General features: G+C 65.7%; 14 protein-coding genes and 1 pseudogene. All 15 read right to left on the bottom strand.

Features of this window, described 5'->3' with window-relative positions:
• Nucleotides 1–8: 8 nt before the first annotated feature.
• Nucleotides 9–725, bottom strand: a complete 717-nt coding sequence (locus BGRAMDRAFT_RS15675) for a PP2C family protein-serine/threonine phosphatase (protein WP_006049760.1) — start codon at nucleotides 723–725, stop codon at nucleotides 9–11.
• A complete protein-coding gene (tagF, locus tag BGRAMDRAFT_RS15680; RefSeq protein ID WP_006049761.1) occupies nucleotides 722–2,305 on the bottom strand; it encodes a type VI secretion system-associated protein TagF in 1,584 nt (527 codons plus the stop codon). The genes BGRAMDRAFT_RS15675 and tagF overlap by 4 nt, the downstream gene beginning before the upstream one ends.
• A complete protein-coding gene (gene tssM / locus BGRAMDRAFT_RS15685; protein WP_006049762.1) occupies nucleotides 2,302–5,871 on the bottom strand; it encodes a type VI secretion system membrane subunit TssM in 3,570 nt (1,189 codons plus the stop codon). The genes tagF and tssM overlap by 4 nt, the downstream gene beginning before the upstream one ends.
• 4 nt (nucleotides 5,872–5,875) lie before the next feature.
• Entirely contained in the window at nucleotides 5,876–7,216 is a 1,341-nt protein-coding gene (gene icmH, locus BGRAMDRAFT_RS15690) for a type IVB secretion system protein IcmH/DotU (RefSeq protein ID WP_006049763.1), read from the bottom strand.
• On the bottom strand, nucleotides 7,213–8,553 hold the full coding sequence (gene tssK, locus BGRAMDRAFT_RS15695; protein WP_044021173.1) for a type VI secretion system baseplate subunit TssK: 1,341 nt from the start codon (nucleotides 8,551–8,553) through the stop codon (nucleotides 7,213–7,215). The genes icmH and tssK overlap by 4 nt, the downstream gene beginning before the upstream one ends.
• Before the next feature lie 74 nt (nucleotides 8,554–8,627).
• Nucleotides 8,628–10,298, bottom strand: a complete 1,671-nt coding sequence (gene tagH, locus BGRAMDRAFT_RS15700) for a type VI secretion system-associated FHA domain protein TagH (RefSeq protein WP_006049765.1) — start codon at nucleotides 10,296–10,298, stop codon at nucleotides 8,628–8,630.
• Nucleotides 10,295–10,771 carry a DUF6931 family protein gene (locus tag BGRAMDRAFT_RS15705; protein ID WP_006049766.1) on the bottom strand — a complete coding sequence of 159 codons (477 nt, stop codon included), beginning with the start codon at nucleotides 10,769–10,771 and terminating at the stop codon, nucleotides 10,295–10,297. Before BGRAMDRAFT_RS15705 ends, tagH begins: the two co-directional genes overlap by 4 nt.
• Before the next feature lie 68 nt (nucleotides 10,772–10,839).
• Entirely contained in the window at nucleotides 10,840–12,729 is a 1,890-nt protein-coding gene (locus tag BGRAMDRAFT_RS15710) for a type VI secretion system Vgr family protein (RefSeq protein WP_006049767.1), read from the bottom strand.
• Between the two features lie 81 nt (nucleotides 12,730–12,810).
• Complete coding sequence (locus tag BGRAMDRAFT_RS15715) at nucleotides 12,811–13,491, bottom strand: hypothetical protein (protein ID WP_006049768.1); 681 nt, start codon at nucleotides 13,489–13,491, stop codon at nucleotides 12,811–12,813.
• Between the two features lie 144 nt (nucleotides 13,492–13,635).
• A complete protein-coding gene (locus BGRAMDRAFT_RS15720; RefSeq protein ID WP_006049769.1) occupies nucleotides 13,636–14,646 on the bottom strand; it encodes a TcdA/TcdB catalytic glycosyltransferase domain-containing protein in 1,011 nt (336 codons plus the stop codon).
• Between the two features lie 3 nt (nucleotides 14,647–14,649).
• The gene (gene tssH, locus BGRAMDRAFT_RS15725) at nucleotides 14,650–17,436 is read right to left on the bottom strand and encodes a type VI secretion system ATPase TssH (RefSeq protein WP_006049770.1); all 2,787 of its coding nucleotides are present in this window, start codon (nucleotides 17,434–17,436) and stop codon (nucleotides 14,650–14,652) included.
• Nucleotides 17,437–17,527: 91 nt separating this feature from the next.
• Nucleotides 17,528–18,557, bottom strand: a pseudogene (gene tssG / locus BGRAMDRAFT_RS35950) (type VI secretion system baseplate subunit TssG).
• Nucleotides 18,521–20,446, bottom strand: coding sequence for a type VI secretion system baseplate subunit TssF (gene tssF, locus BGRAMDRAFT_RS15735; RefSeq protein ID WP_006049772.1), 1,926 nt, complete (start codon nucleotides 20,444–20,446; stop codon nucleotides 18,521–18,523). Before tssF ends, tssG begins: the two are co-directional and overlap by 37 nt.
• Before the next feature lie 5 nt (nucleotides 20,447–20,451).
• Nucleotides 20,452–20,955: a type VI secretion system baseplate subunit TssE gene (gene tssE, locus BGRAMDRAFT_RS15740; protein WP_006049773.1), complete on the bottom strand. Its 504-nt coding sequence runs from the start codon at nucleotides 20,953–20,955 to the stop codon at nucleotides 20,452–20,454.
• 54 nt (nucleotides 20,956–21,009) lie between these two features.
• Complete coding sequence (locus BGRAMDRAFT_RS15745; protein ID WP_006049774.1) at nucleotides 21,010–21,513, bottom strand: Hcp family type VI secretion system effector; 504 nt, start codon at nucleotides 21,511–21,513, stop codon at nucleotides 21,010–21,012.
• Nucleotides 21,514–21,551: the final 38 nt, after the last annotated feature.

A 21,551-nucleotide genomic window follows, 5' to 3' on the forward strand; every position in this document is an offset into this window, starting at 1 on the left:
AAGGTCTATCAGGCTGCTTCAAGCCGTACGATCACGGCGGAAAGGTTGTCGCGGGCGCGGCGCGCAAGCGACAGCGCGAACAGGCGGTCCACCAGTTGCTGCGGGGTGTGCGGATCGCGGCATGCGTCGGCCAGTTCGCCGTCGCTCAGTTCCTTGTTGATCCCGTCCGAGCACAGCAGGAACAGCATGCCTGGGCGGCTGCCCGCCACCGCCCAGTCGACGAACAGCGTGTCCTCGACGCCGATTGCGCGTGTCAGCACCCCCGCCCCCGCTGCCGGCGCGCGCGTGCCGAACTGTGTGATGTCGGCTGGCTGACCGTGCACGTGATCGCGCGTGAGCTGAACCAGCGCGCCGTTTTCGTGCACATAGACGCGGCTGTCGCCAACCCAGCCGCACAGCACGAATGCCGGGGCGTGGACCAGCAGCGCGAGCGTCGAGCCGATCACGTCGACCTGCTGCTGAGCGGCTGCCGCGCGCAGCTCGGCGTTGACCTGCTGCAACGTATCTTCGATGGCCGCAATGAAGTCGTTCACGTCGGCGTCGCGAGTCAGCGCACCCAGCCGCTCGACGATCAGCGTGCTGGCGTAGTCGCCGGCCGCGTGGCCGCCGAGTCCATCGGCGACGACCCACAGTCCGAGGTCGTCGCGCACGAGGATCGCGTCCTCGTTACGGCGGCGCACGTTACCCGTTTCCGTGTGGCCGGCTGAGCGGCAGACCGTCCTCATGCGTCTATCTCCACGACCGCGAGCGGCCATTCCGCGGACGGCGCACGAAGCCCGGCCGCATTCGCCAGATAGGCGCGCACGTCGTCGCAGGTCGGCAGCGCCAGCGCCGTGGCGAGACAGTCGCGCGAAAGCCGCGTGAGTTCGCGTGTGGCGAGCAGAAGCAGACGGTCGCCGCGTTCGAGCGAAAGCGCCGCTTCGTCGCAGTTCGGATCGCCGTGGGCGCCGATGCCGGGCATGTCGAGCCATGCGTCGCCGAACAGCAGATCGTCCAGCTCGCCGCCCGCGCCGGCCGCGCGCTCGACGAACGGCGCGAGCAACTGGCCGGAGCGCCAGTGCCACAGCGCCGCGGCGCCGACGCGCATCACGCGGGCGGACGCGCCCTCGAAACACACGACGACAGCCGCGCCGTTTTCGGCAGCCGCCCCGCTTGCTTCACGGCTTGCTTCACGGCTTGCTTCACGGCTTGCGTCATGGCTTGCGTCGTGGCTTGCGTCGTGGCTTGCGTCGTGGCTTGCATTACGCAGCCGCGCATGGAGCGACATCAGCCCGGCCCTCAGCATCCGGGCGTCGGGCGCGTTCAGCAGCACCGTCCCGCGGATGCCGCGCGCGGCCACGCGGCGTGGCTCAGGCGGACCGTCGTCGGCGCTCACGAGCAAAGTGCGGCCGTTGTCCAGCCACATCGTCGTGCTGCCGATCGGGGCGGTGCGAGGGACGAGGTCGGGACTGCTTGAGGTCGCGATCAAAGGCTCGCTTGCGGAGGCGCAGACTGCCGTCGTCGACGCGGCGTCGCCTGCATCGATATCCGACGAGCTAAAAGTATCGTCAGCGCGCAAGGGTTGCTCGTACGGTTGATACTGTCGATACGCTCCATGCGGTCCGTGCAGTTCCTCCAGTTGGTGCAGCCCATATACGTCCTGAACCGCCAGGCGTGAAGGCGCAAGCAGCGCCGCATAACTGCGCGGCAACCCGCGCGTCGCCAGCAATCGCGCCGCGCCCGCGGTCCACCACAGGCACCACGGCCCCGGCCTCATGCAAAGCTGGCGCCATGCCTCGCTCAGAATCAGGCCGGCGCACGTGCTGTCCGTTATGCCGAGTTCCCATTGCCCGCTGTCCCACGGCAACTCGCGCCAAAGCGCCGACAAATCGCGCGCGTCGCTGAATGGCCGGGGCAGCGTCACGACGCGCGCGTCGAAGGTCTCGACGCTGACTGCCTCGCCTTGAGCGCCGCGGTACACCCGCTCGAGCGCGTCGAACCAGCCGGGATTGCCGAACAGCTCCGCGACTTCGCCGGAACAGCGCGCCGCCAGCACGGTCGGGAATGCACGGCCGACACGGTCCACGGCCGGACCGGCGAGACCGCACCACGAGCCGTTGCCGCATACCTGTGACGGAAGCACGAACCGCCATGCCGGGGCGTGCTGCCAGGCGGACGCCCATCGCTCGCCGGTCTCGCGCCGCCCGATCTCGACCGCGCGCTGGAAGTGGCGATCCCATGCGTCGACGAAATCGGGCGGCAGCCGGCGCCGCACAAAGTCGCCTGCGCCGGGCAGCTTGCCGTAGAAGCCGACGGCGCCGCTCATCGCGGGCACCTGAAGCGCCGCACTTCGTTGCTGTCGAACGGATTGCGCAGACTCGCCGGCTGGATCGGCAGCTTCAGAGCATGGCCGTCGAAATCGAACGTCGCCAGATAGCGAAGATCGCCCTGCTTTTGCAGGCGAGCGGCGTCGAGCGCATGGAAGAACGCCCATTCGCCGTCGAAGCGCAACGGCGTGCCGAGCGGACGGCCGGCCACATCGAAAGCGCTGACCGACACGTGGCCCGGCTGCGGGCCCGGCCATGCCATCGCGACGCTCGACGCCCCGTTAGCCGAATAGTCGTACTTCTGCCCGTCGATCTCGATCACGGCCCGCGCGATGGGCGCCTCGAACTGCGGCGCGAGCAGCGTGAAGCCGACCTGCACCTGAGCGCCGCTGCGAAAGAACATCTGACGGATGTCGTCGGCGGCCTGCGCGCCGGCCAGCACCGATTGCGGTCCCGGCGGCGCGCCCGGTTTCCAGCGCCATGCACGGCCGCCCGTATCGACTCTCTGCGCAAGCGTCGATTTGAAAAAACTGTCGAATCTGCCGCCGTTGCCAAACAGCTCGGCGAAATTCTGCAACGGGATATCCGAGCCGCCGCTTGCCGCAAACGGATAGCGTCCATCGACGAAGTTTGCGCAGTCGCTGCCCGCCGCCGCGCGAAACTGATCGGCAAGGGCCGCGCTGCTGCCGCTCGCAACCAGATCGGCGCTCTTGCCGGTGAGACCCTGAATCAGCCCGGCCACCTGCGGCGGCAGTTGCCCCGCTTCCTGGCGCGCGGCAAGCAGCGCCGGACTGTTCTGCGCGGCAGGGTCGCCCAGGTCGTTCATAGTCAGCAGGGTTTTGCCAAGCTGATCGAGCACGGCCAACGTATGGTCGAGCGGCGTCGCGCCGCTCGTGCCCGTGCCCGTGCCCAGTTGATCGATCTGCGCGAAATGTTCTTCGATGGCCGCGCCCGGCTGCCGCGAGCCGGCCGGGTTCGCATCGCCCGCCTTGAGCGTGACGCCGACGGGCAGCGGCGCGCCTGCGTTGCGCAGTTCGCCCGCGAGGCGCGTGTTCAGCGCGCGCTTCGCCGCGATGTTTTCACCCGCAAGCCGCGCCTGCGAGGCCAGCGAGTCGGCGCCCGCCGCCGCGGCGCTTGCCGGCGCGCGCAACATGTCGCTCGTATTGTCGCGAACCAGGTTGAGCAGCGCTTTTAGCGGCGAACTCGGTCCGGACAGTTTCGCGGCCATCGCGCTCGCGTCCTGAATGCTCGTGACCGGCTGCAATTGCAGATCGGCGAGCAAGGCATCCCAGTTCCGGATGTAGTCCTGCTCATAGAGCGTCAGCACCTGTTGTTCGTAGCGCGAGCGGGCTAGCGGATCGACGCGCCCGCTGTCGAACACCCAGTAGTCCTTCACGAAACGATCGACGGACTGGTCTAGCCCGCCGCTCACCTCGGACTGGAAATACGGCCGCGTGAAAAGAACCGGCAAAGGCTCGGACAGCGGCGCCCCGCTCTGGCGGCGGAACACGTTGCCCAGCAACCCGAGCGACTGGTCGAGCCGCACCGGCGACGCGCCGGAGCGGCCCGCGTCCAGTTGCACGCTGCCGTAGATCAGCGTGGCGACGTCCGCCGTCTTCAGCGTCGAGCGCGCCTGAGCGATCAGTGCGTTGTCGAGCGGCAGTGCGCGCGGCTTCTGCGCGTCGCCGAGCCGGGCGGAGAAGTGCTTGTCGAGCGCAGTGCGAATCGCCGGGTCCTGCGGAAACAGCCGCTGCCACTCGACGCGCGCAAGCGCGGCCAGTTCGTCCGCGTCGAGATGCTGCGGCTCGCCGAGCATCAGGTAGCCCTTCAGATCGTCGTAGAGCGCTTGCGGATTGCTGGCGTTCTCGACGAGACCTTCGCGAAACCGCAGGTCGACGCCCGGCAGCAAGGTGCCGTCAAGCTCGCGCAGATATGCGCTGTGCGCCTGCGCGAAGAGCGCGTTGCCCTGATACAGCCCGAAGCGCATCGACCACGGCACATGCGCGCGGTACTGACCCGCGGCGTCCTGCGTCGCGGAGATCACCTCGAGCCGCGCGAGCGCCCGCGCGAAATACGACTTGAGGTCAGGCGCGCCGGCAAGCGTAGCGGCATCGGGCAGATCCTTCAGCGCGCCCTGAACTTCCGCGACGAACGCGCGGTTGCGCGCATAGCTGGTCGCGAATCCCGCGACCAGCGCGAGGGTCACGACGGCGAGGCCCGCATAGGCGGCGGCCTGCATGAAGAGCTTTTGCCGCTCGAAGCGCGGATTCGTGCCCGCGAGACCGGACTCGCGAAACAGCACATCCTTCAGCAGGCGCTCGACGAAGTAGGTGTGCCGCTGCCCGGCGCCGGCCTGCACTCGCGCGGCGTCGACGCCGAAGGTGCGCGCGACCGCTCCCAGGATCCGGTCGATCGGCGCGCCCTCCTGGGTGCCCGAACTCAGGTAAGCGCCACGCAGCATCGGTGGAGCGCCGTACTCGTGACGCCCGAACGCGGCCTCGACGAACTGCCGGGCGATCTCGCGAAACGCACCCAGTTGCTGCGGAAAGCTCAGCACCGACGCACGCCGGCCGCGATCGCGCTCGCCGTGCAGGCGCTCGATCAGGCGCGTGTTGAGGCGGTTGAGCAGCAGATCGTATTCATCGGCGAAACGGCTGGGCGCACTGCCGTCGAGGCTCGCGCCCAGCGGGAAGGTGACGCCCCACACCTGGCTGCGCAACTGAGCGCCCAGGTCGTCGAAGAACTCGCCGAAACCCGCCACCAGGTCGCATTTCGTGAACACGAGATACACGGGCACGGCGACCTTCAGATGCTGCGCGAGTTCGTCCAGACGACGGCGCACGGCGCGCGCATGCTGTTCGCGCGCGGCGTCGTCGAAGCCGAGCAGATCGGACACGCTCATCGTCACGATGACGCCGTTCAACGGCCGGCGCCTGCGATAGCGGCGCAGCAGCGCGAGAAACGACTGCCATGCGCTTGCATCGGCTTGCGCGTCGGAATCCTGCGTCGTGTAGCGGCCCGCGGTGTCGAGAAACACGGCCTCGTCGGTGAACCACCAGTCGCAGTTGCGTGTGCCGCCGATACCGCGCAACGCGTCCTTGCCGAAGCGCTCGGACAACGGAAAGTCGAGACCGGAGTTTTGCAGAAGCGTGCTCTTGCCCGAGCCGGGCGGCCCGATCACGACATACCACGGCAGCGCGTACAGGTTGTTGCCGTTGCGGCGTGTCTTGCGCAGCGTGTGGATTGCTTCACGAAAGCGCTGCAGCAGTTGCGCACGCTCCTCGCTGCCGGGCTCCGCGGCGGCGAGCTGCGTTTCCTGGCCCGCGAGGTCGCCGGAAAGCCGTGCCGTCTTGCGCTGCGCTCTCCATTGCAGGACCTGCAAGGCGATCACCCATGCGAGCACCACGGCGAGAATCAATGCGACCCGCGCCGCCGCGCTCGCGAGCGGTTCGCGCTCGCCAATGCCCACGTAAGGGCCGCCGAGCCAGATCAGTGCCGCGATCAGCAGCAGGCCGAGCGCGTGCGTGAACCACCGGGACTTGACCCAGGTTTTCAGCGTGTTCATGGGTTCAGTTCTCCGGGATAAACAGAATTTCCACGCGACGGTTGCGCGCCCGGTTCGCCGGCAGATCGGCCGGCGTCGCGATCGGCTGCGACGAACCGGCGCCGTTTGCCTCCAGCCGGCGCGGATCGTCGAGTCCTTGTGCGAGGACCGCCAGCGTGTTCTGCGCGCGCGCCGTCGACAGCGCGAAGTTGTCCTTGAATCGGAGCGAGTGCACCGGTTGATCGTCGGTATGGCCCACCACGATCACGCGCCCGCGCACCTGGTTCAGCGCCGAGGCCACGCGGCGCAGCAGCGGAATCTCGTCGGGTAAAAGATCCGCTCCGCCCGAAGGAAACAGCGCGCCTGCCGCAAGGCGTATCGTGTCGCGGCCGTCGGCCTGCTCGTCCACGGCGAGCGCGCCCGATTGCTCGAGCGGCGCAAGCAGCGCCTTCAGGCTGGGGCGAGCGGGCCTGGGCGCAGCGGCCCCGGCGGGCGGCGGCGCGCTGCCTGTGCCGATCGCGGCAAGCTGCGCGCCGACGGGTTCGGCGAGCGCATTCAGCCGCGTGAAGAAGTACAGGAACGCACCGATCACGATGACCGCCGACGCGGCAGCCGCGATCCACAGCGGCACATGACGCATGACCGGATTGCGGCGGTCATCGACGCCGCGCCAGTGCGGCGCCAGTTCGGCAGCGGGCGCTTCGCGCAAGCCGCGAATCCGGCGGTACAGATCGTCCTGAATGTCGGCCAGACGGCCGAGGCCGCCCGGCTCCACCAGATAGCGTCCGCCGAAACCGAGCGCGAGGCAGATGTACATCATCTCGATCAGATCCAGATGACGCGAGAAGTCCACGCTCAGCCGGTCGAGAATCTGGAAGAACTTGGCGCCGCCGTAGGTCTCGCCGTGAAACGTCACGAGCAGCGTCTTTTGCGCCCATCCGCTCAGGTCGCCCCACGGCGCGTTGTTCACGGCTTCGTCGAGCATGGTGCACAGCACGTAGCGCGCGGCCATGACGGTTTGCGTGTTGACACCGGCATCCTGCGCGTGACGCTCGAAGCTGTGCACGTGCGCGACGGCCTGTTCGCGCAGCCGCGCGACATCGGCGGGCGCCGCCACGCTGTGCCGCAACTGCACGCTGAGGAGCAGCAGCGGATTGGCGGCGCGCACGAGCGGATTGACGACGCCGTTCATCAATTCGCGAAGTTCGATACGCGGCGCGGCAGAAGCGGCCTGCTCGTGGCCGCGCGAAGGCGCATGCCGCGGCATGATGCGCGTTGCGTCGTCGGCGCCGGCTTGCGGCTGCGGACGGATCACGGTGGCGTCGAAGCGCCCGGCCGGCTCATCGTTGCGATTGGCGGTGTTCATGCGCGAACCGCCCACAGTTGAAGATCGAGGCCGGCAAAGCCGCTGCCGAAATGCATCGCGATGCCACCGGATGTCTTCAACATTCGCCACATCGCCGAACCGCGGTCGCACTCGAAATACACGAAGCCGGACGTATAAGGCAACTGGCGCGGCGCGACCGCCATCGACGACACGCCGATGCCCGGCAGTTGCAGATTCACGAGGTCGCGGATTTTCTCCACGGGGCCGATTTTCGATTGCGTGGGCAACTGCCGGCGCATGTCCTCGGCTTTCATATCGGCTCGCGCGGCGAGCACGAAGGTTGCCGTGTCGAGGAGCGTCGAATCCGGCACGACGCCGACCCACACGCCGTACTTGCGTTGCTGCAGCGGAATCGGCACCGCGCTCTGTTCGAGCACGGCGCTCAGCGCGATCCTCAATGCGGCGATCACCGGCTCGAAGCTCTCCCGCAGCAGTTCGTGCCGGTACGCCGGAAAGCTCTGCGCGCGCTTGGCCGGCGCGGTGAAGGTGGCCAGTTCGCCGGCCAGTTCGAGCAGCAGCCGGTACAGCGCTTCGGGATGCAGCAGCGGCGCTTCGGCCAGATGCGCAACGAGCGGCTGGTAACGGTTGATGACCTGCAGCATCAGGAAGTCGGCGATCTCCGCAGCGCCGCCCCGATCCGTTTGCGTGACGCGGCTCGCGAGCGCTTCGCCGCGCTGGTGAAGCAGGCCGAGCAGTTCCGACAGAAACGTCACCAGACGCTCGGCAGCCTGAGTCTGCAACGCGCTCGGCATGAAGCCGTCGTCGAGCGTCACGCGCCGGTCGGCCCGGCACTCGATCACGCGGGCGAGCGGAATCTGCATCAGTCCCTCGGCGGGCTGCGACTCCGGCATGAGCCGCGTGCTCATGCCCGCGACTTCGAGCACGATAAGCCCTTCCATGCTGCCGGACGCGTCGTGCACTTCCGTCTCGCGAACCCGATAGCGCAATAGCTGGTCGGCGGCGCCCGCGCCGGTCCATCCGCTGTCTGCCCGCGTGGACGAGCGCAGCGGCAAGCTCAGGTGAACGACCTGATCGCGCCAGTTCGAATCGATGTCGAGCGGCGCCGGCAATGGATCGTCGCCCGGCATCGAAAACGGCGTGCCGTCGGGAAACACGCCCCGCGCGCGCTTGATGCCGAGCTTGCCTATCGCGAGCAGGTCGGGTTCGAGTTCGAGCTCCTGGAAGCCCCACGCATGCGGGCGCAGCCCGCCCGCGCGCAGTTCCACGTAGCGCTCGAAGTAGCGTTCCTGCTGCTGCATGTGCTGCGGCCTCAGAAACAGGCCTTCGCTCCATATGACTTTGTTGCGGTGGGTCATGTCGTCGGTTCGATCAAGAGTTCTGTGTGCGCCGCCCGGCTGCGGGCGGTGCGCTGACGCGGTGGCTGGGGTCACTATTGCGGGTCGTCGGCCGAGCGGGCTTTGAGGTGCGCGAGCTGTTGCTCGTAGGCCCGCGCGAATTCGTCGCCGAACAGGCGCCGAAAGCATTCGTCGGGGTCTCGGGTTAGCGCGTCGAACTGCTCCTTGTAGCGCTCCCAGTGGCGCGGCCGGCCGCCGAGCGGCAAGCGTCGCGCGCGGCCTTCGGACTCCTCGATGCGCGCGGGATCGAACTGGGCCAACATCGACTGGAATGCCGAACGCACGCCGGCAAGCATGGCCATCTGGTGATTGCGGATGTCGGCGGCGGCATCGTTGAGCGCCGCGTTGCCGGACAGGAAGCCGCCGTCCGGCGGCGCGAACAGCCGCCTGACCGCTTCCTGCGCGGTCGGCGCGAACTTGAGCGGATTGTTCTCCGAACGCTGGATCAGCGTTGCAGGCAGCCGGAAGCGGTTCTTCAGCTCGGCGCGGGCGCGCAGCACGTCCATCATCGCGTCGACCGCGATGTGGAGCATGTCGGTCAATTGTTGCGCTTGCGCCTCGGCATCGGCGGAGGCTGGCGGGGACGCGCTGGTTGTGGCGGGGCTTGGGTCGGGGGTCGTGGGTGGCGTCGGTGGCGTCGGTGGCGTGGCTGATGCTGATGTCGATGGCGACGTTGCCGGCGTGGGTGACGAATCCGTAAGCGGAGCCGCTGCCGCCGGATCGACTGACGGAACCGCTGCGCCCGTCGGAATCGATGAGACCGGCGCGGCGGCCGGAGCCGGAGCCGGAAAATCCACCATAGCCGGCGACGCATGCTGCCAATCCGCCGGCTGCCGTGAGTCCGTCGCCTGCGCTACATCCGCCGACGTCCCGGCGACGGGCTCGACATCGACCGGCTCCCGTTGCGGCCCGGAACGCGGTTCGACCCGGCTTCCGGTTGCGTCCCAGTCGTCCGGCAGCAGCGGGCCGCTTGTTCGCGGCAGTTCGACTTGCGGCGGGCGGAAGCGGTCCGCGACCGCCGGCATGTGGTTCCAGTCCGGCGCAGGCGGACCTGCGGGCGCAGCCTCGTCGGAATAAGAAGGCGGCGCGTCGAATAGCGCGAGCGGATCGAGACTCGCGCCCGCCGCTGCAGCATCGGCTGCACCGGGAATCAGCCCTTCCGCAAACCCTGCGCCGCCAGATGCGCCGGCACGCGCGGACGGCAGCAGCAGACCCAGATCGAGCGGCTCGGCGTTCCGCGCGCGAGCCGCTCCCACGTCGGAGGCGGGCAACGGCGACGGTCCTGCCGACGCTGGCGGCAACGGCGCGGGCGCCGCCGCTTTGCGGGCATCTGTTGAAACGTCGCGCGAAACGTCGCGCGAGGTATCGTCCTGCCCGGCCGTCGCGCCGGAAAGACGCACCGTGATTTCGAATGTATCGATCTGCAGCCGGTCGCCGTTTTTCAGCGCCGCGGGATCGCCCCTTTGCAGCGCGGCGCCATTGAGCAGCATGCCGTTGGTACTGCGGTCCTCGACGAAATAGAGGCCGTTCAGATAGCGCACCAGAGCGTGCAGCCGCGACACACCCTCGGTGCCGAGCACCCAGTCGCAGTCTTCCGAGCGGCCGATGCTGCCGTCGCGACAGTCGAACACGTACTCGCGCCGGCCGCCCAGACGCTCGGCCCGTTCGCCCTGCACCGAGAGAATCAGATTGTGCGCGGTGCTCATTGCGTCGCTCCGTCCATATCGTTAGGGATGCCGAGCAGGCTCAGCGCGTCGCGCACGAACGCGGTGCGGCGCGCGTCGATCTGCGCCGGGACCAGCGCGGCCATGTAGCTGACGGCCGCCGTGGCGGCAATCGCGCTCAGGTGCTCGGGCGGCGGCGTCGGCTGCCCGTATCGTGGATTCAGGTTGCCGCCGGTCCAGCCGGCGGAGGCACAGGCCCATGCGCCGATCGTCCGGTAGCGGTGCTCGTTGGCAAACGACGCCGCGGCGGCGCGCTGCGCTTCGCCCGGATCGCGCACCCACGCTTCGGCAAGCGCGACACCTTCGCGGTCGTGCGCGCCGAGGGGCTGGCGGCTCGCGCACTGACATACCCACGCGACCGTGTAGCGACGCGGCAAGAGGCGCGCGAGCAGGCTCAGCGCGTCGGCGGCGAGTCCGTCGTCGAGCAGCGTCTGTACGGCGGCGCGCGGCGTCATGCCTGGTTCCAGGCGGGCGTTCGCCGGCGCGGATAGCCGCATCTGCCGGGCAGCGTCGAAAAGCGTAGTCATAGCGGCAGGATCATCGGCGCCGCGCCGCCGAGTATCGCGGTGGCCGTGCCGATCAGTTGCAGGTTGGTGGACTGCACGAGGCAGTCGGCCTCGGAGAGAATCTCCATCGCGGCAATCGAACTGATGTTCAGATTCGCCTTGGAATTGAGTTCCATCGCGAGCCCCGACGTCATCGCCACGTTCAGTTCGCCATTCACCGTAACGTTGGTGCCCTCGATCGCGATCTCACCCGTGCTGTTCAACGTGATGCTCGCGAGTCCGGTCACCAGCCTGATCTGCTTGCCGGCCGTCAGCGTGTAATTGCGCGCCACCTGCACGTCGTGGTCATGCTCCGATTCCTCGCGCAAATTCTTCTGCGCATGAATCAGCACCTTCTTTCGCTGCTCTTTTGTCCTCGAAGCGGATTTCGTTGTAGTCCTCGGTGGAACCGGTGTGGCTGCGGCTTTTGACGCCGCTCTGCGTGCGGTTTTCGGGCAGGCTGTACGGCGGCATGTTGTCCGCGTATAGACGCTGCCGATAATCAGCGGCCGGTCCGGATTGCCGTCGAGAAAGCTGACTACCACCTCCTGTCCGACGCGCGGAATAAACTGCGCGCCCCAGCGCTTGCCCGCCCACATCTGCGCGACGCGCACCGGGCAAGAACTCTGCGCGTTTGGTTTGGCCGGGCGGTTCCAGAAGAACGTGACCTGCACACGGCCGTATTTGTCGACTGCGATGTCCTCCGGCGTGTTGCCTTCGACCACCGCGGTCTGCAGGCCGGCAATCACAGGGCGCGGCGTGAGCGGCATCGTGCGAAACGGCTGACGGCTGCGAATCGCCCTGAACGCGCAGCGAAACGGTTCCTCGCCTTCGTCCGCGCCGCCGCCCGTCACGTAGTCCGGCTCGACGAGCCGCATCTCGGTTTCGATCACGAGATATTCCTGGTTGGCGTCCGCAAGCGGAAAGTCCTTCAGCCTGAATAACGCACCCGTGGTGACGCCGCATGCGTCGGTGTGCCCGGCGCTCGTCAGCATCGGCACGTTGAGCGCATCGGCGCGCACCTGCGCGTAGCGCTGACCGTCCTGCAGACGCTGGTCGTGGCCGACGTAGTCGTACGCGTAGTCGTAGATGTCGAGACCGCTCAGGCTGTGGGCATCGTGCTTATCGGTGACATCCTCAGTGGCGAGCAGCGACGCCTTCGGTTTCAGATAGTCGTAGTCGTCCAGTTGCACACGCGTTGCATTCATCGCGCGCGCAGTGGTCCAGTCGCTGATCGACGCCTTCATGCGTTTGCCGCGCGCGGTCGGCGGCGCATACGGAATCTGCTCGAAACCGGGTACAGGTGAATGCGCGCCGAGCGCGTCGGCAAGCACCATCGTGTGGACACCGTCCGCATGCGTGAAGAAGTAGTAGATGCCCTCCTGCTCCATCAGGCGGCTGATGAAATCGAAGCTGCTCTCGCGGTATTGCACGCAGTAATCGCGCGGCGCGTAAATGCCGCTCAAGCTCAGTTTTACGTCCGCGTAGCCGGCATCGGCGAGCACCGATTTGACGATCTGCGGCACGCTCATGCTTCGATAGATACGACAGTCGCGCCGGCGCGTCGCCAACCACGCCTTCGGCACGACTCCGAAGGTGTAGACGGCGTAACGCACGTTGTCGATGTTCACGAAGCCGCCCTGCTCGCACTCGTTGACCATGCCGTTGAAGTACCGCGTATAGCCCTGAGGGGTGACGAGCTTGACGGTCATCGGCGTGCCGAGCAGTGCGCGCAGATCGACCTGCGGGTTCTTGCTGATCGCCTCGATCCGGTATGAAAACAGACGGCCGAGCGATTCTGTCGCGGTCATGTTCGAGAACAGCAGACTGGTGCCGGGGTTCGAGGCGAGCGTGATTGCGTGAGCCATGTGATTGACGAAAGCGGGTTGTGTGCGGAACTGGTCAGTGCGGCGCGCGAAGCTGTGCGATGGTGCGTGCGTCCATGCGTGCTAGAGGACGACGTCCACGCTGAACCTCGGCAGGTTCGCCGCGGACTTCACGTTTTTCTCGACCTGTGTTTCGAGCGACGTTCTGAAGTTCTCGCGAATCTCGCTTTTGAAACGCGACACCGAGACCCAGCCGTCAAGCATCTCTTTGAGTGCTTCCTTTGTGATCAAGGTTTCTTTTGCGGGCAGCGCCGAATCCTCTATCAGCTTTTTGCGCAGCGTTTCCAGGTTGTCGCTGCGCTTGTCCCAGCCGCCGTCACTCGCACCGCCGATGTGGATCGACTCGGGTCCGACATCGACCGTCACGCCGCTGTCCTCGATGGTGTCCTGCACACGCTTGCGCCGCACCGTCAGATGAAACTTGCTGACATTGATCTTGAGCGGCGAGGTCTTTTTCAGCTGACCGATTTTCAGCGTGGCGTTCACATGCGCGGACAGAAACAGAACGTCCTGCGCACCGTCTTCTTCGCTCACTGTCCACGGAATCACGACGGCGTTCGAAATCAGGTTCACGGACTTCGACTTGTTGTCTTTCGCGTCGTCGGCCAGCACGTTCCTGTATGTGAAGCGGGGATTCGATCCGTGCTCGAAGTTCTGGATCAGCCTCGTCACGAACTGCACGACATTCTTGTCGCTCAGTGTCGACAGTTCCGCGAATCCATCGTTGCTCTTTGCTGCTGGCATCGCCTTATCTCCCGACGCGGTTGGTTCGTCTCTCGAAGAACACAACAGCCGGGTCTCGCGATCTATTCCTTCTTCGTGAAGTAAAAAAATCGGCGCGCGCGGCGGGGGACGCTGGTTGTATGTGGGCGACTTGCGGCTCGAGCGTCAAAGCCAGTCGTGGAAGTAGCTGTCTCTGACCTTGTACATGGGGAAATACCAGTTGTCGCGCATGAAGATCTTGTTCTCCAGACTCTGCTCTGGAAGCTGCGAGCGGGCCTGGTCCTCAAACATCCGGTCGCGCAGTTTCGTGAAGCCCGAACTCTCGGCCGCGGCCGTGGGGCCGGTCATCCTGATCGTGCTGCGGCGCACGTCCTCCATGTACTCGGTGCGCAGCTCGTCGTTGGTTTTCAGCGAACGGAACCTGCTGTGTATCAGCGCTTTATACGACTTCAGGCCATTGCTGCCGGCGTGGCTTGCAATGATCGAGTTGCTGATGGGAGGCGGTTGATCTCCGCGAATATTCGCTTGCCACCAGTCCGCGCTGGTCCAGTCGTTTTCGCTTACGCCGTTGTGCCACACGGGATTCACGGCGGAAAACCGCGGATAAGACTGATGGCAGACGATGTCGCCGAGCGGACTCACGCAACTGACGTCCGTATCCGCATAAATGCCGCCGTACTGAAGAAGAATCTCGATGCGCAGAATGTCGCTGGCCGAACCGAAGTTGGCGCCGCGATTGACGAGTTCCCTGCGATAAATCGCTGCGTTCTTGCCCATTTTCAGGTCGCGCTGCACTTCGCGAAGCTTGATCCTGTTCTCCTCGCAAAAGTTGATGATCGAGTTGACCTGCGTCGCGCGCATGCCTCGGAGGGTCTCGCCGCGCTGATTCAGATACTCTTCCAGATAGCGGATCGTGGCTGCATCGCCTCCTTTTTTTCCCAGCACCTGTGCGACTTCCTGCCATTGCGCCGCGGAAACGCGCCCAAGGCCTTGCGCTCCGTTCTGGTCGCTGATCTGCCGGCGGCGTTCGCCGGTCAGCAACTGGTTGGCGTCGATCCAGAGATTGACTTCCCAGTCGGGATTCAACCTTGGAAACGTGACGATGCAATCGCGATTCCGTTGCGGGATATCGCCGCCGATCCAGATGATATGAATGACCTTTGGAATGGTTCTCAACTTTCAAACCTCCTCATAGAGACCAGGTTGATCGAGGCGCGCAGCGGAGTCGAACGAATACGCAAAATCCCCCTGCTCCACGCTCACGCGAACCTGCCGCACTTCGCCGCCGTCGATCAACCGCGCAAGGAACTCGCGGCTGATTGCGGGCAGCATCGTGTTGGTGAGAATTGCGTCGATCATCCGGCCGCCGGATTCGCTCTCGGTACAGCGTCCGACGATCAGGCGAACGACCGCGTCGTCATAGTCGAACGGCACGCGGTAGCGCTCCTCCACGCGCCGCTTGATGCGGTTCAACTGCAGCGTGACGATTCGCGCCAGCATGTCCGCGCTGAGCGGGAAGTACGGAATGGCCACGAGCCGGCCGAGCAGCGCGGGGGGAAACGCGTCCAGTAACGGCTCGCGCAGCGCCTTCGCGAGCCCGTCGGCATCCGGCATGGCGGCCGGGCGGCTGCAGAGTTGCGCTATCAGTTCGGTGCCGATGTTCGTCGTCAGCAGAATCAGCGTGTTGCGGAAGTTGATCGAGCGGCCCTCGCCGTCTTCCATCACGCCCTTGTCGAAAACCTGAAAGAACACTTCGTGCACGTCGGGATGCGCCTTCTCGATCTCGTCGAGCAGCACGACCGAATACGGCTTGCGACGCACCGCTTCTGTCAGCACGCCGCCCTCGCCATAGCCGACATAGCCCGGCGGCGCACCCTTGAGCGTGGATACCGTATGCGCCTCCTGGAACTCGCTCATGTTGATCGTGATGAGGTTCTGCTCGCCGCCGTACAGCGCTTCGGCCAGTGCCAGCGCGGTCTCGGTCTTGCCGACGCCCGAGGTGCCCGCGAGCATGAACACGCCAACCGGACGATCGGGATTGTCGAGGCCGGCGCGCGAGGTTTGAATCCGCTTCGCGATCGCTTCCATCGCATGATCCTGGCCGATCACGCGCTCGCCCAGCACGGTCGCCAGATTCATCACGGTCTTCAGTTCGCTGCGCACCATGCGCCCCACGGGAATGCCCGTCCAATCGGAGACGACCGACGCGACCGCTTGGTAGTCGACGCTCGGCAGGATCAACGGAGCCTCGCCCTGGAGTTCGGCGAGTTCGGCTTGCAGGCGCTTGAGACGCCCAAGCATGTCCGCGCGCGCGGAAGGGTCGGGCGCAGAGGCCGCGCCCGTCTGCGTCATCCGATCCGGCTCGGCCTCTGCCGGCTGCGCGACGTCGTCACTCGCCCCATCGACCACCGCGCTATCGCCACGCAGTTGCGCACGCAGCGTCAGAATCCGCTCAACCAGCGCTTTCTCTCTCGCCCACTCCGACTCGCGTTGCGAGCGGCGCGCGCGTGCCGTGTCGAGCGAAACAGCGACCCGCGCTTCGCGGGCCGTCACGTCGATGCCCACGCTCTTTTCGCGCTCGATGATGTTCCGTTCGGTCTCCAGCGCCTCGATCCGCTTCGACATGTCGTCGATTTCAGCGGGCGTCGCATGCTGGCTGATCGCCACCCGCGCGCAAGCGGTGTCGAGCAGGCTCACCGACTTGTCCGGCAACTGGCGCGCAGGGATATAACGATGCGACAGCCTGACGGCCGTTTCGAGCGCCTCGTCGAGAATCTGCACGCGGTGATGCTGCTCCATCACGCTCGCGACACCGCGCATCATCAGAATGGCCTTTTCTTCATCCGGTTCGTCGACGGGCACCGTCTGGAACCGCCGCGTCAATGCCGGGTCCTTTTCGATGTGCTTGCGATACTCGGCCCACGTCGTCGCGCCGATCGTGCGCAGCGTGCCTCGCGCGAGCGCCGGCTTGAGCAGGTTTGCGGCGTCTCCGGTGCCGGCCGCGCCGCCCGCGCCAACCAGTGTGTGAGCCTCGTCGATAAAGAGAATCACCGGCCTGGGCGACGCCTGCACTTCGTCGATCACCTGGCGCAGCCGGTTCTCGAATTCGCCTTTCATGCTGGCGCCGGCCTGCAACAGACCGACATCCAGCGTGCGCACCACCACGTCCTTCAGCGCCGGAGGCACATCGCCGCGCGCGATCCGCAGCGCAAAGCCCTCGACGACGGCGGTCTTGCCGACGCCCGCCTCGCCGACCAGCATCGGATTGTTCTGCCGGCGGCGCATGAGTATGTCGACGACCTGGCGAATCTCGCCGTCGCGGCCAACGATAGGATCGAGACTGCCGTCGCGAGCCTGCGCCGTCAGATCGACCGTGAATTGCTGCAACGCCTGCTGTCTTCCCATCTGCGCCGGCGCAATGGAGCCGCTGCTTTCGCCAGGCGCGGGCGCCGCGCCCAACCGGAAGCCGTCGGTCGCCTCCAGGCGGTCTTCCGGCGATCCCGCGACGATCTCACCGAACGCGTCGGCAAGCGCCTCCGCCTTCACTTTCGCAAACTCAGCCGACAACGCGAGCAACGCGTTACGCAGATGGCGCGTGCGCAGCGCGCCGACGAGCAGATACCCCGTGCGAACCTGGGCCTCGCCGAACATCAGCGTGGCGAAGACCCAGGCGCGCTCGACCATTTCCTCGACGTCGGCCGACAGATCGCTGATCGTCGTATTGCCGGGCGGCAGACGCTCGAGCGCTGCGGTGAGATCGCGAGCGAGACTCGACGGGTTGACGTCGAAGCGCCTGACGATCCGGTGCAGATCGGAGTCCTGCAATTGCAGGATCTGATGCACCCAATGCGCGATTTCGACGTACGGGTTGCCGCGCAGTTTGCAAAACACGGTGGCGCTTTCGATGCTCCGGTAGGCAAGCGAATTGAGCTTGCCGAACAGCGCGCCGCGACTGATCTCGGCCATGATGGCGATCCTTTGAAATGGGGTGATCGGCGTGATGCCGCCGGTTGGAATTCAGGACGCGAGCGCGTCGGTGCGATGCATTCGCATGGCCTCAGTCGACTGGCGTCAGCACGACGTCGTCGGCATCGACGGGCTTCGTGTAGTGACCCATCCATGTACTGAAACCCATGCGACCCATCTGGCCGAGATGCGTCGCCGGCACTTCTTCTTTCATGAGCACGATCTGCACGTCCCAGCGTTTTTCTCCGCCCACGTAGAGCTTGACCGCGGCGACCAGTTCGGCGAGCGCATCGCCGCCCGGCAAAAAACGCTTGAACTCGCCAAGCGGCAACGGCCCGATTCGCAAGCGAAAGCGCTGCTGCGCGCCGCGCACGTGCGCACCGAGCGTCGCGTCGCGGCCCAATGACGCCACCGCAATGCCCATTCGCAGATGGGCGTCGCGCGGCAACTGCATCCAGCCGGTCATGAACTCGAGCACCGCCACCGGCACGCCGAAGTAATGCGCGAGAAAGCTCTGAGCCCCTCGGCATTGCGCGCTGCGGCACCAGCCGGCCGGCGAAGAAGCGCTTGTACCGATCCGGCAGCGCATCGCGTCCTTCCAGTTGCGGCGCGGCCATTCCAATCAACGCGCCGACATACGTGCGAAAGCGGTCTTCGTCGGGACGATCGAGTTGAACCGTGGGCTGTGCATCGGCCCACGCGCGGTAAAAAAGGCTTAGCATCCGGTGATGAAAGATGTCGGCGAACGCCACCAGGGACGTGTCCTTCGCGTTGCGCTGACGCTCGACCGCATGCTCGGTCAGATGCAATGGCAACGGACCGTTCGGTCCGAACAGGCCGAGAAACAGCCCGTATAGCTTGCCAGGCGAACCCGCCGCTCCGCGCTCGAAGCGCTCGATGCCGCGCGGCGCAAACTCGAGCGTCGCCGCATGCGCAAGCCGCACGGGATCGTCGGCCGGCTTCGTCGAATGTCCGAGCCGCGGACGGTCCGGATACACGCATTCGAGCCGGCGCATTGCCTCGAAAAACTCGAAGTCGAACGGCCGCTCGCTGAGCGCGGCTTCCAGTGCCAGAGGATCGGGCGCTAGAGGATCGGACGCTTGCCGGGTGTGGCGGGCCATCGGGCTACCTCGTTACGTTCGAAGGTGCGCAAGACGGTCTCCGTGAACGAATTCAGCGAGACGTAGCGCGCGAAAAAATGCTGAAGAACCGACGCGAGCAAAAACGCGCTGCTGCCCTCGAAGGCCGCGTCGCTGCACGTCAGTGTGATTTCGAGCCCGCGCCCGTAGGTGATCGGTCCGGGCACCGGCACGCGGCGCGTGGCGGCTCTCGCGGCGACCTGCTTGATGCCTTCGATTCTCCGCCGCGCCGCCGCGTCGAACTCGTCGCGATAGAGGCCGAGCATCTCGCGCAATGCGGCGGCGTTCTGCTCGCCTTCGTCGTTGCCATCCTTGCTGCCATCGTCGTCGCGGCTCTCGTTGAACAGCGACAGGTAATTCAATTGCAGATGACTGATGAGCCGCCATGCGGTCTCGCCGGTGGCCGTCGGCGCGCGCGGCCGGGTCGGACCGGCGATGCAGCGAATCGATGCGACCGGCGCGTCGGTGTCCAGCGTGAAATCGGTGTACGACTTGCCGACCGGCATATGCAACGGCAGATCGCGATTGGTGCATAACACCCGCAAGCCGAGTTGACGCAGCGTGGTCGGGTACGGCGCGTCGTTTGCGTCGACGAGCGCAATGAACGTCTCGCTGCCCACATAGCTGGAGCGCGCGCCGTTCTGCAATTGCCGGCCCGAAAGAAGACGCGGCTCGCGGCGCAACGTATAGAACGCCGACTGCACGTGATGCCAGGTGCGCGACGTGCCGCCATAGAACGGCAAAAAGCTTTGCTGCGGTTCCTGACTGTCGCCGTAGCCTTGCACGTCGAGCACACTATGCACCTCGAAATCCATCGGACGGGTGCGATCGCCGATCACGTGATACTCGGTCTTGCCTTGCTGAAGATGAATCCGGTCGGCCCGCTGCTCGAACAGATTGACCGCGGGCGTGCAGAACAGCCTGAAGTTGCCGGCGTCGAGCGCGTTATGCAGCCTGGCAGCACCGCGGTCGAGCCACACCACGATCTCGAACTCATTGCCCTGAGCCCGAGCGAGCACGGAGCGCAGTCCTGTGAATTCGACGAAGCGAAAGCGCTCCGGGCACGCGAAATATTCCTGTAGCAGTCTGTAGCCGCTAAACGAACGGTCGCCGTACGGCAGCATCGCCTCTTGTTCGCCGAAGCCGATCGCGCGCAGCGCCGCCGCGTCGTGATGGTCGCTGACGAATTGGCCTTCCTGCGCGCCTCGCGCTCTGACCGTGTAGCCCTCACCGTTTGCGAGCATCTGCTCGTACACGACGTTGGGCAGTTCGTCTGCTCCGGCCAGGTAAACGGGCAGGCTGTCGAGCGCCAGCATGTTCGCCTGCACCCCGGAGAGGGTGGAGAAGCGCAGCCGCAACCCCGCCCGGACCTCGCGCCCTGGCGGCGGCACGAGACCGGCGGCGGCAAGCGCGGCCGGCGTGTCGAAATAGCGCGCCTCGGCGAGTTCGAGCGGCCACAGCGTGACCTCGTGCGCGCTCCGGTACTCACACGCGGTGCGGTCGCCGAAACCCTTCAGGCTGCGCATTACCGTGTGGCGCGCGACCGTGTGGCCGCCAGCGGGCAGATCTTGCGTCGCGTCCGGATGCATCTGCACCACCGCCATCGACGGAATCGGCAGCAGATAGTGCGGATAAATCATTTCCAGCAGATGCTGGGTGAACACCGGGTATTGCGCGTCGAGCTTCAATTGCACGCGTGCGGCGAGAAACGCGAAGCCTTCCAGCAGCCGCTCCACGTAGGGATCGGCGCATTCGAAGCCCTCCATGCCGAGGCGCCCCGCGATCTTCGGATAGGCGCTCGCGAATTCCGCGCCCATCTCGCGAACATGCTGCAGTTCGCGGTTGTAGTAGCTGAGAAGACGTGGGTCCATGATAGTCAACCGAAATGTTGCGAGACCCGGAATTCACCGGTCTCGAGATCGACGTCGGTATGCAGATAGAGCGCAAGCGGCATGGGTTGCGCCCACATCTGCGACTCGATCCGAAAACTCAGCGAGCGTGCGTCCATTACCGCGTCGTCGATATTCACGGCCACTTGCACCGTGTCCGCAATCAGGCGCGGCTCGAAGTCGATGAGCGCTGTGCGGATACGCTCCTGCAACATGCCTGCGTCGATGCCGGACAACGGTGCGCCCGCCAGATCCGGAATACCGAAGTTCAGCACGGAGTTAGCGACGTGATCGAGTCCCGGAAGACCGTCGCTGTCCCACTGCCGCGTGCAGTTCAGCAGCGCGGCAATGTCACGCGTCACATACTCGCGCAGGCGCGCCGCCGTGATCACGCGCTGCTCGCGGCTCTCGTCGGGCTCGTCCGGCGCCATATCGGTGAGCCGGTCGAGCAACGAGGGCTGCAAGCGCTCCTGAGGGGTCAGCTCCGCCATCCGTTCGGTATCCTGATCGTAAGAATCACCTTGTCGTCGCGCACCTCAGCTTGCTTACTGTTTCGCGACCTGCTGGATGTCGAACGTGAAGTCCTTCGTGCCGCCGCTTGCCTTGCCTTCGTCGTCCTGGGGCTGGAACGAATACTTGAACTTGCCGAAGTGCAGCGTGATGTTTTCGGTCAGACGCTCATCGCCGCCGCTGCCGCCGGTCGCCACCGACGTAATCAGCACGCCTTCGCTCAATTCGATTGTCAGGAAGTCCGTTTGCTGACCGGTCGCATTGGTCACGTACAGATAGGCCGTGTCGAGGCGCGCGCCCGTGCAGCAGGCGTTGAGAATCGCGTTCGAACAGCTGTCGACGTATTTGGTGATGGTGATGTCCTGAATGTTCGCCTTGCCGCCGGACGCGTAGCCTGCGCCTGTGTGAAGGTTGCCGGTGTTGCTGACGCCCCAGGACCACGCGATGATCGGCACTTCGTTCTTGTGCTTCGAATGGTTGGACGCGCCCTGGATCGTGACCGAACCAGCGCCGAATTTCAGGTGCATATCGAATGCCATATTGACCTCTTCCCGTTGCTAATGAGTGTGCTCGCCGG

It is taken from the genome of Paraburkholderia graminis C4D1M, from assembly GCF_000172415.1.
Taxonomy (GTDB): Bacteria; Pseudomonadota; Gammaproteobacteria; order Burkholderiales; family Burkholderiaceae; genus Paraburkholderia; species Paraburkholderia graminis.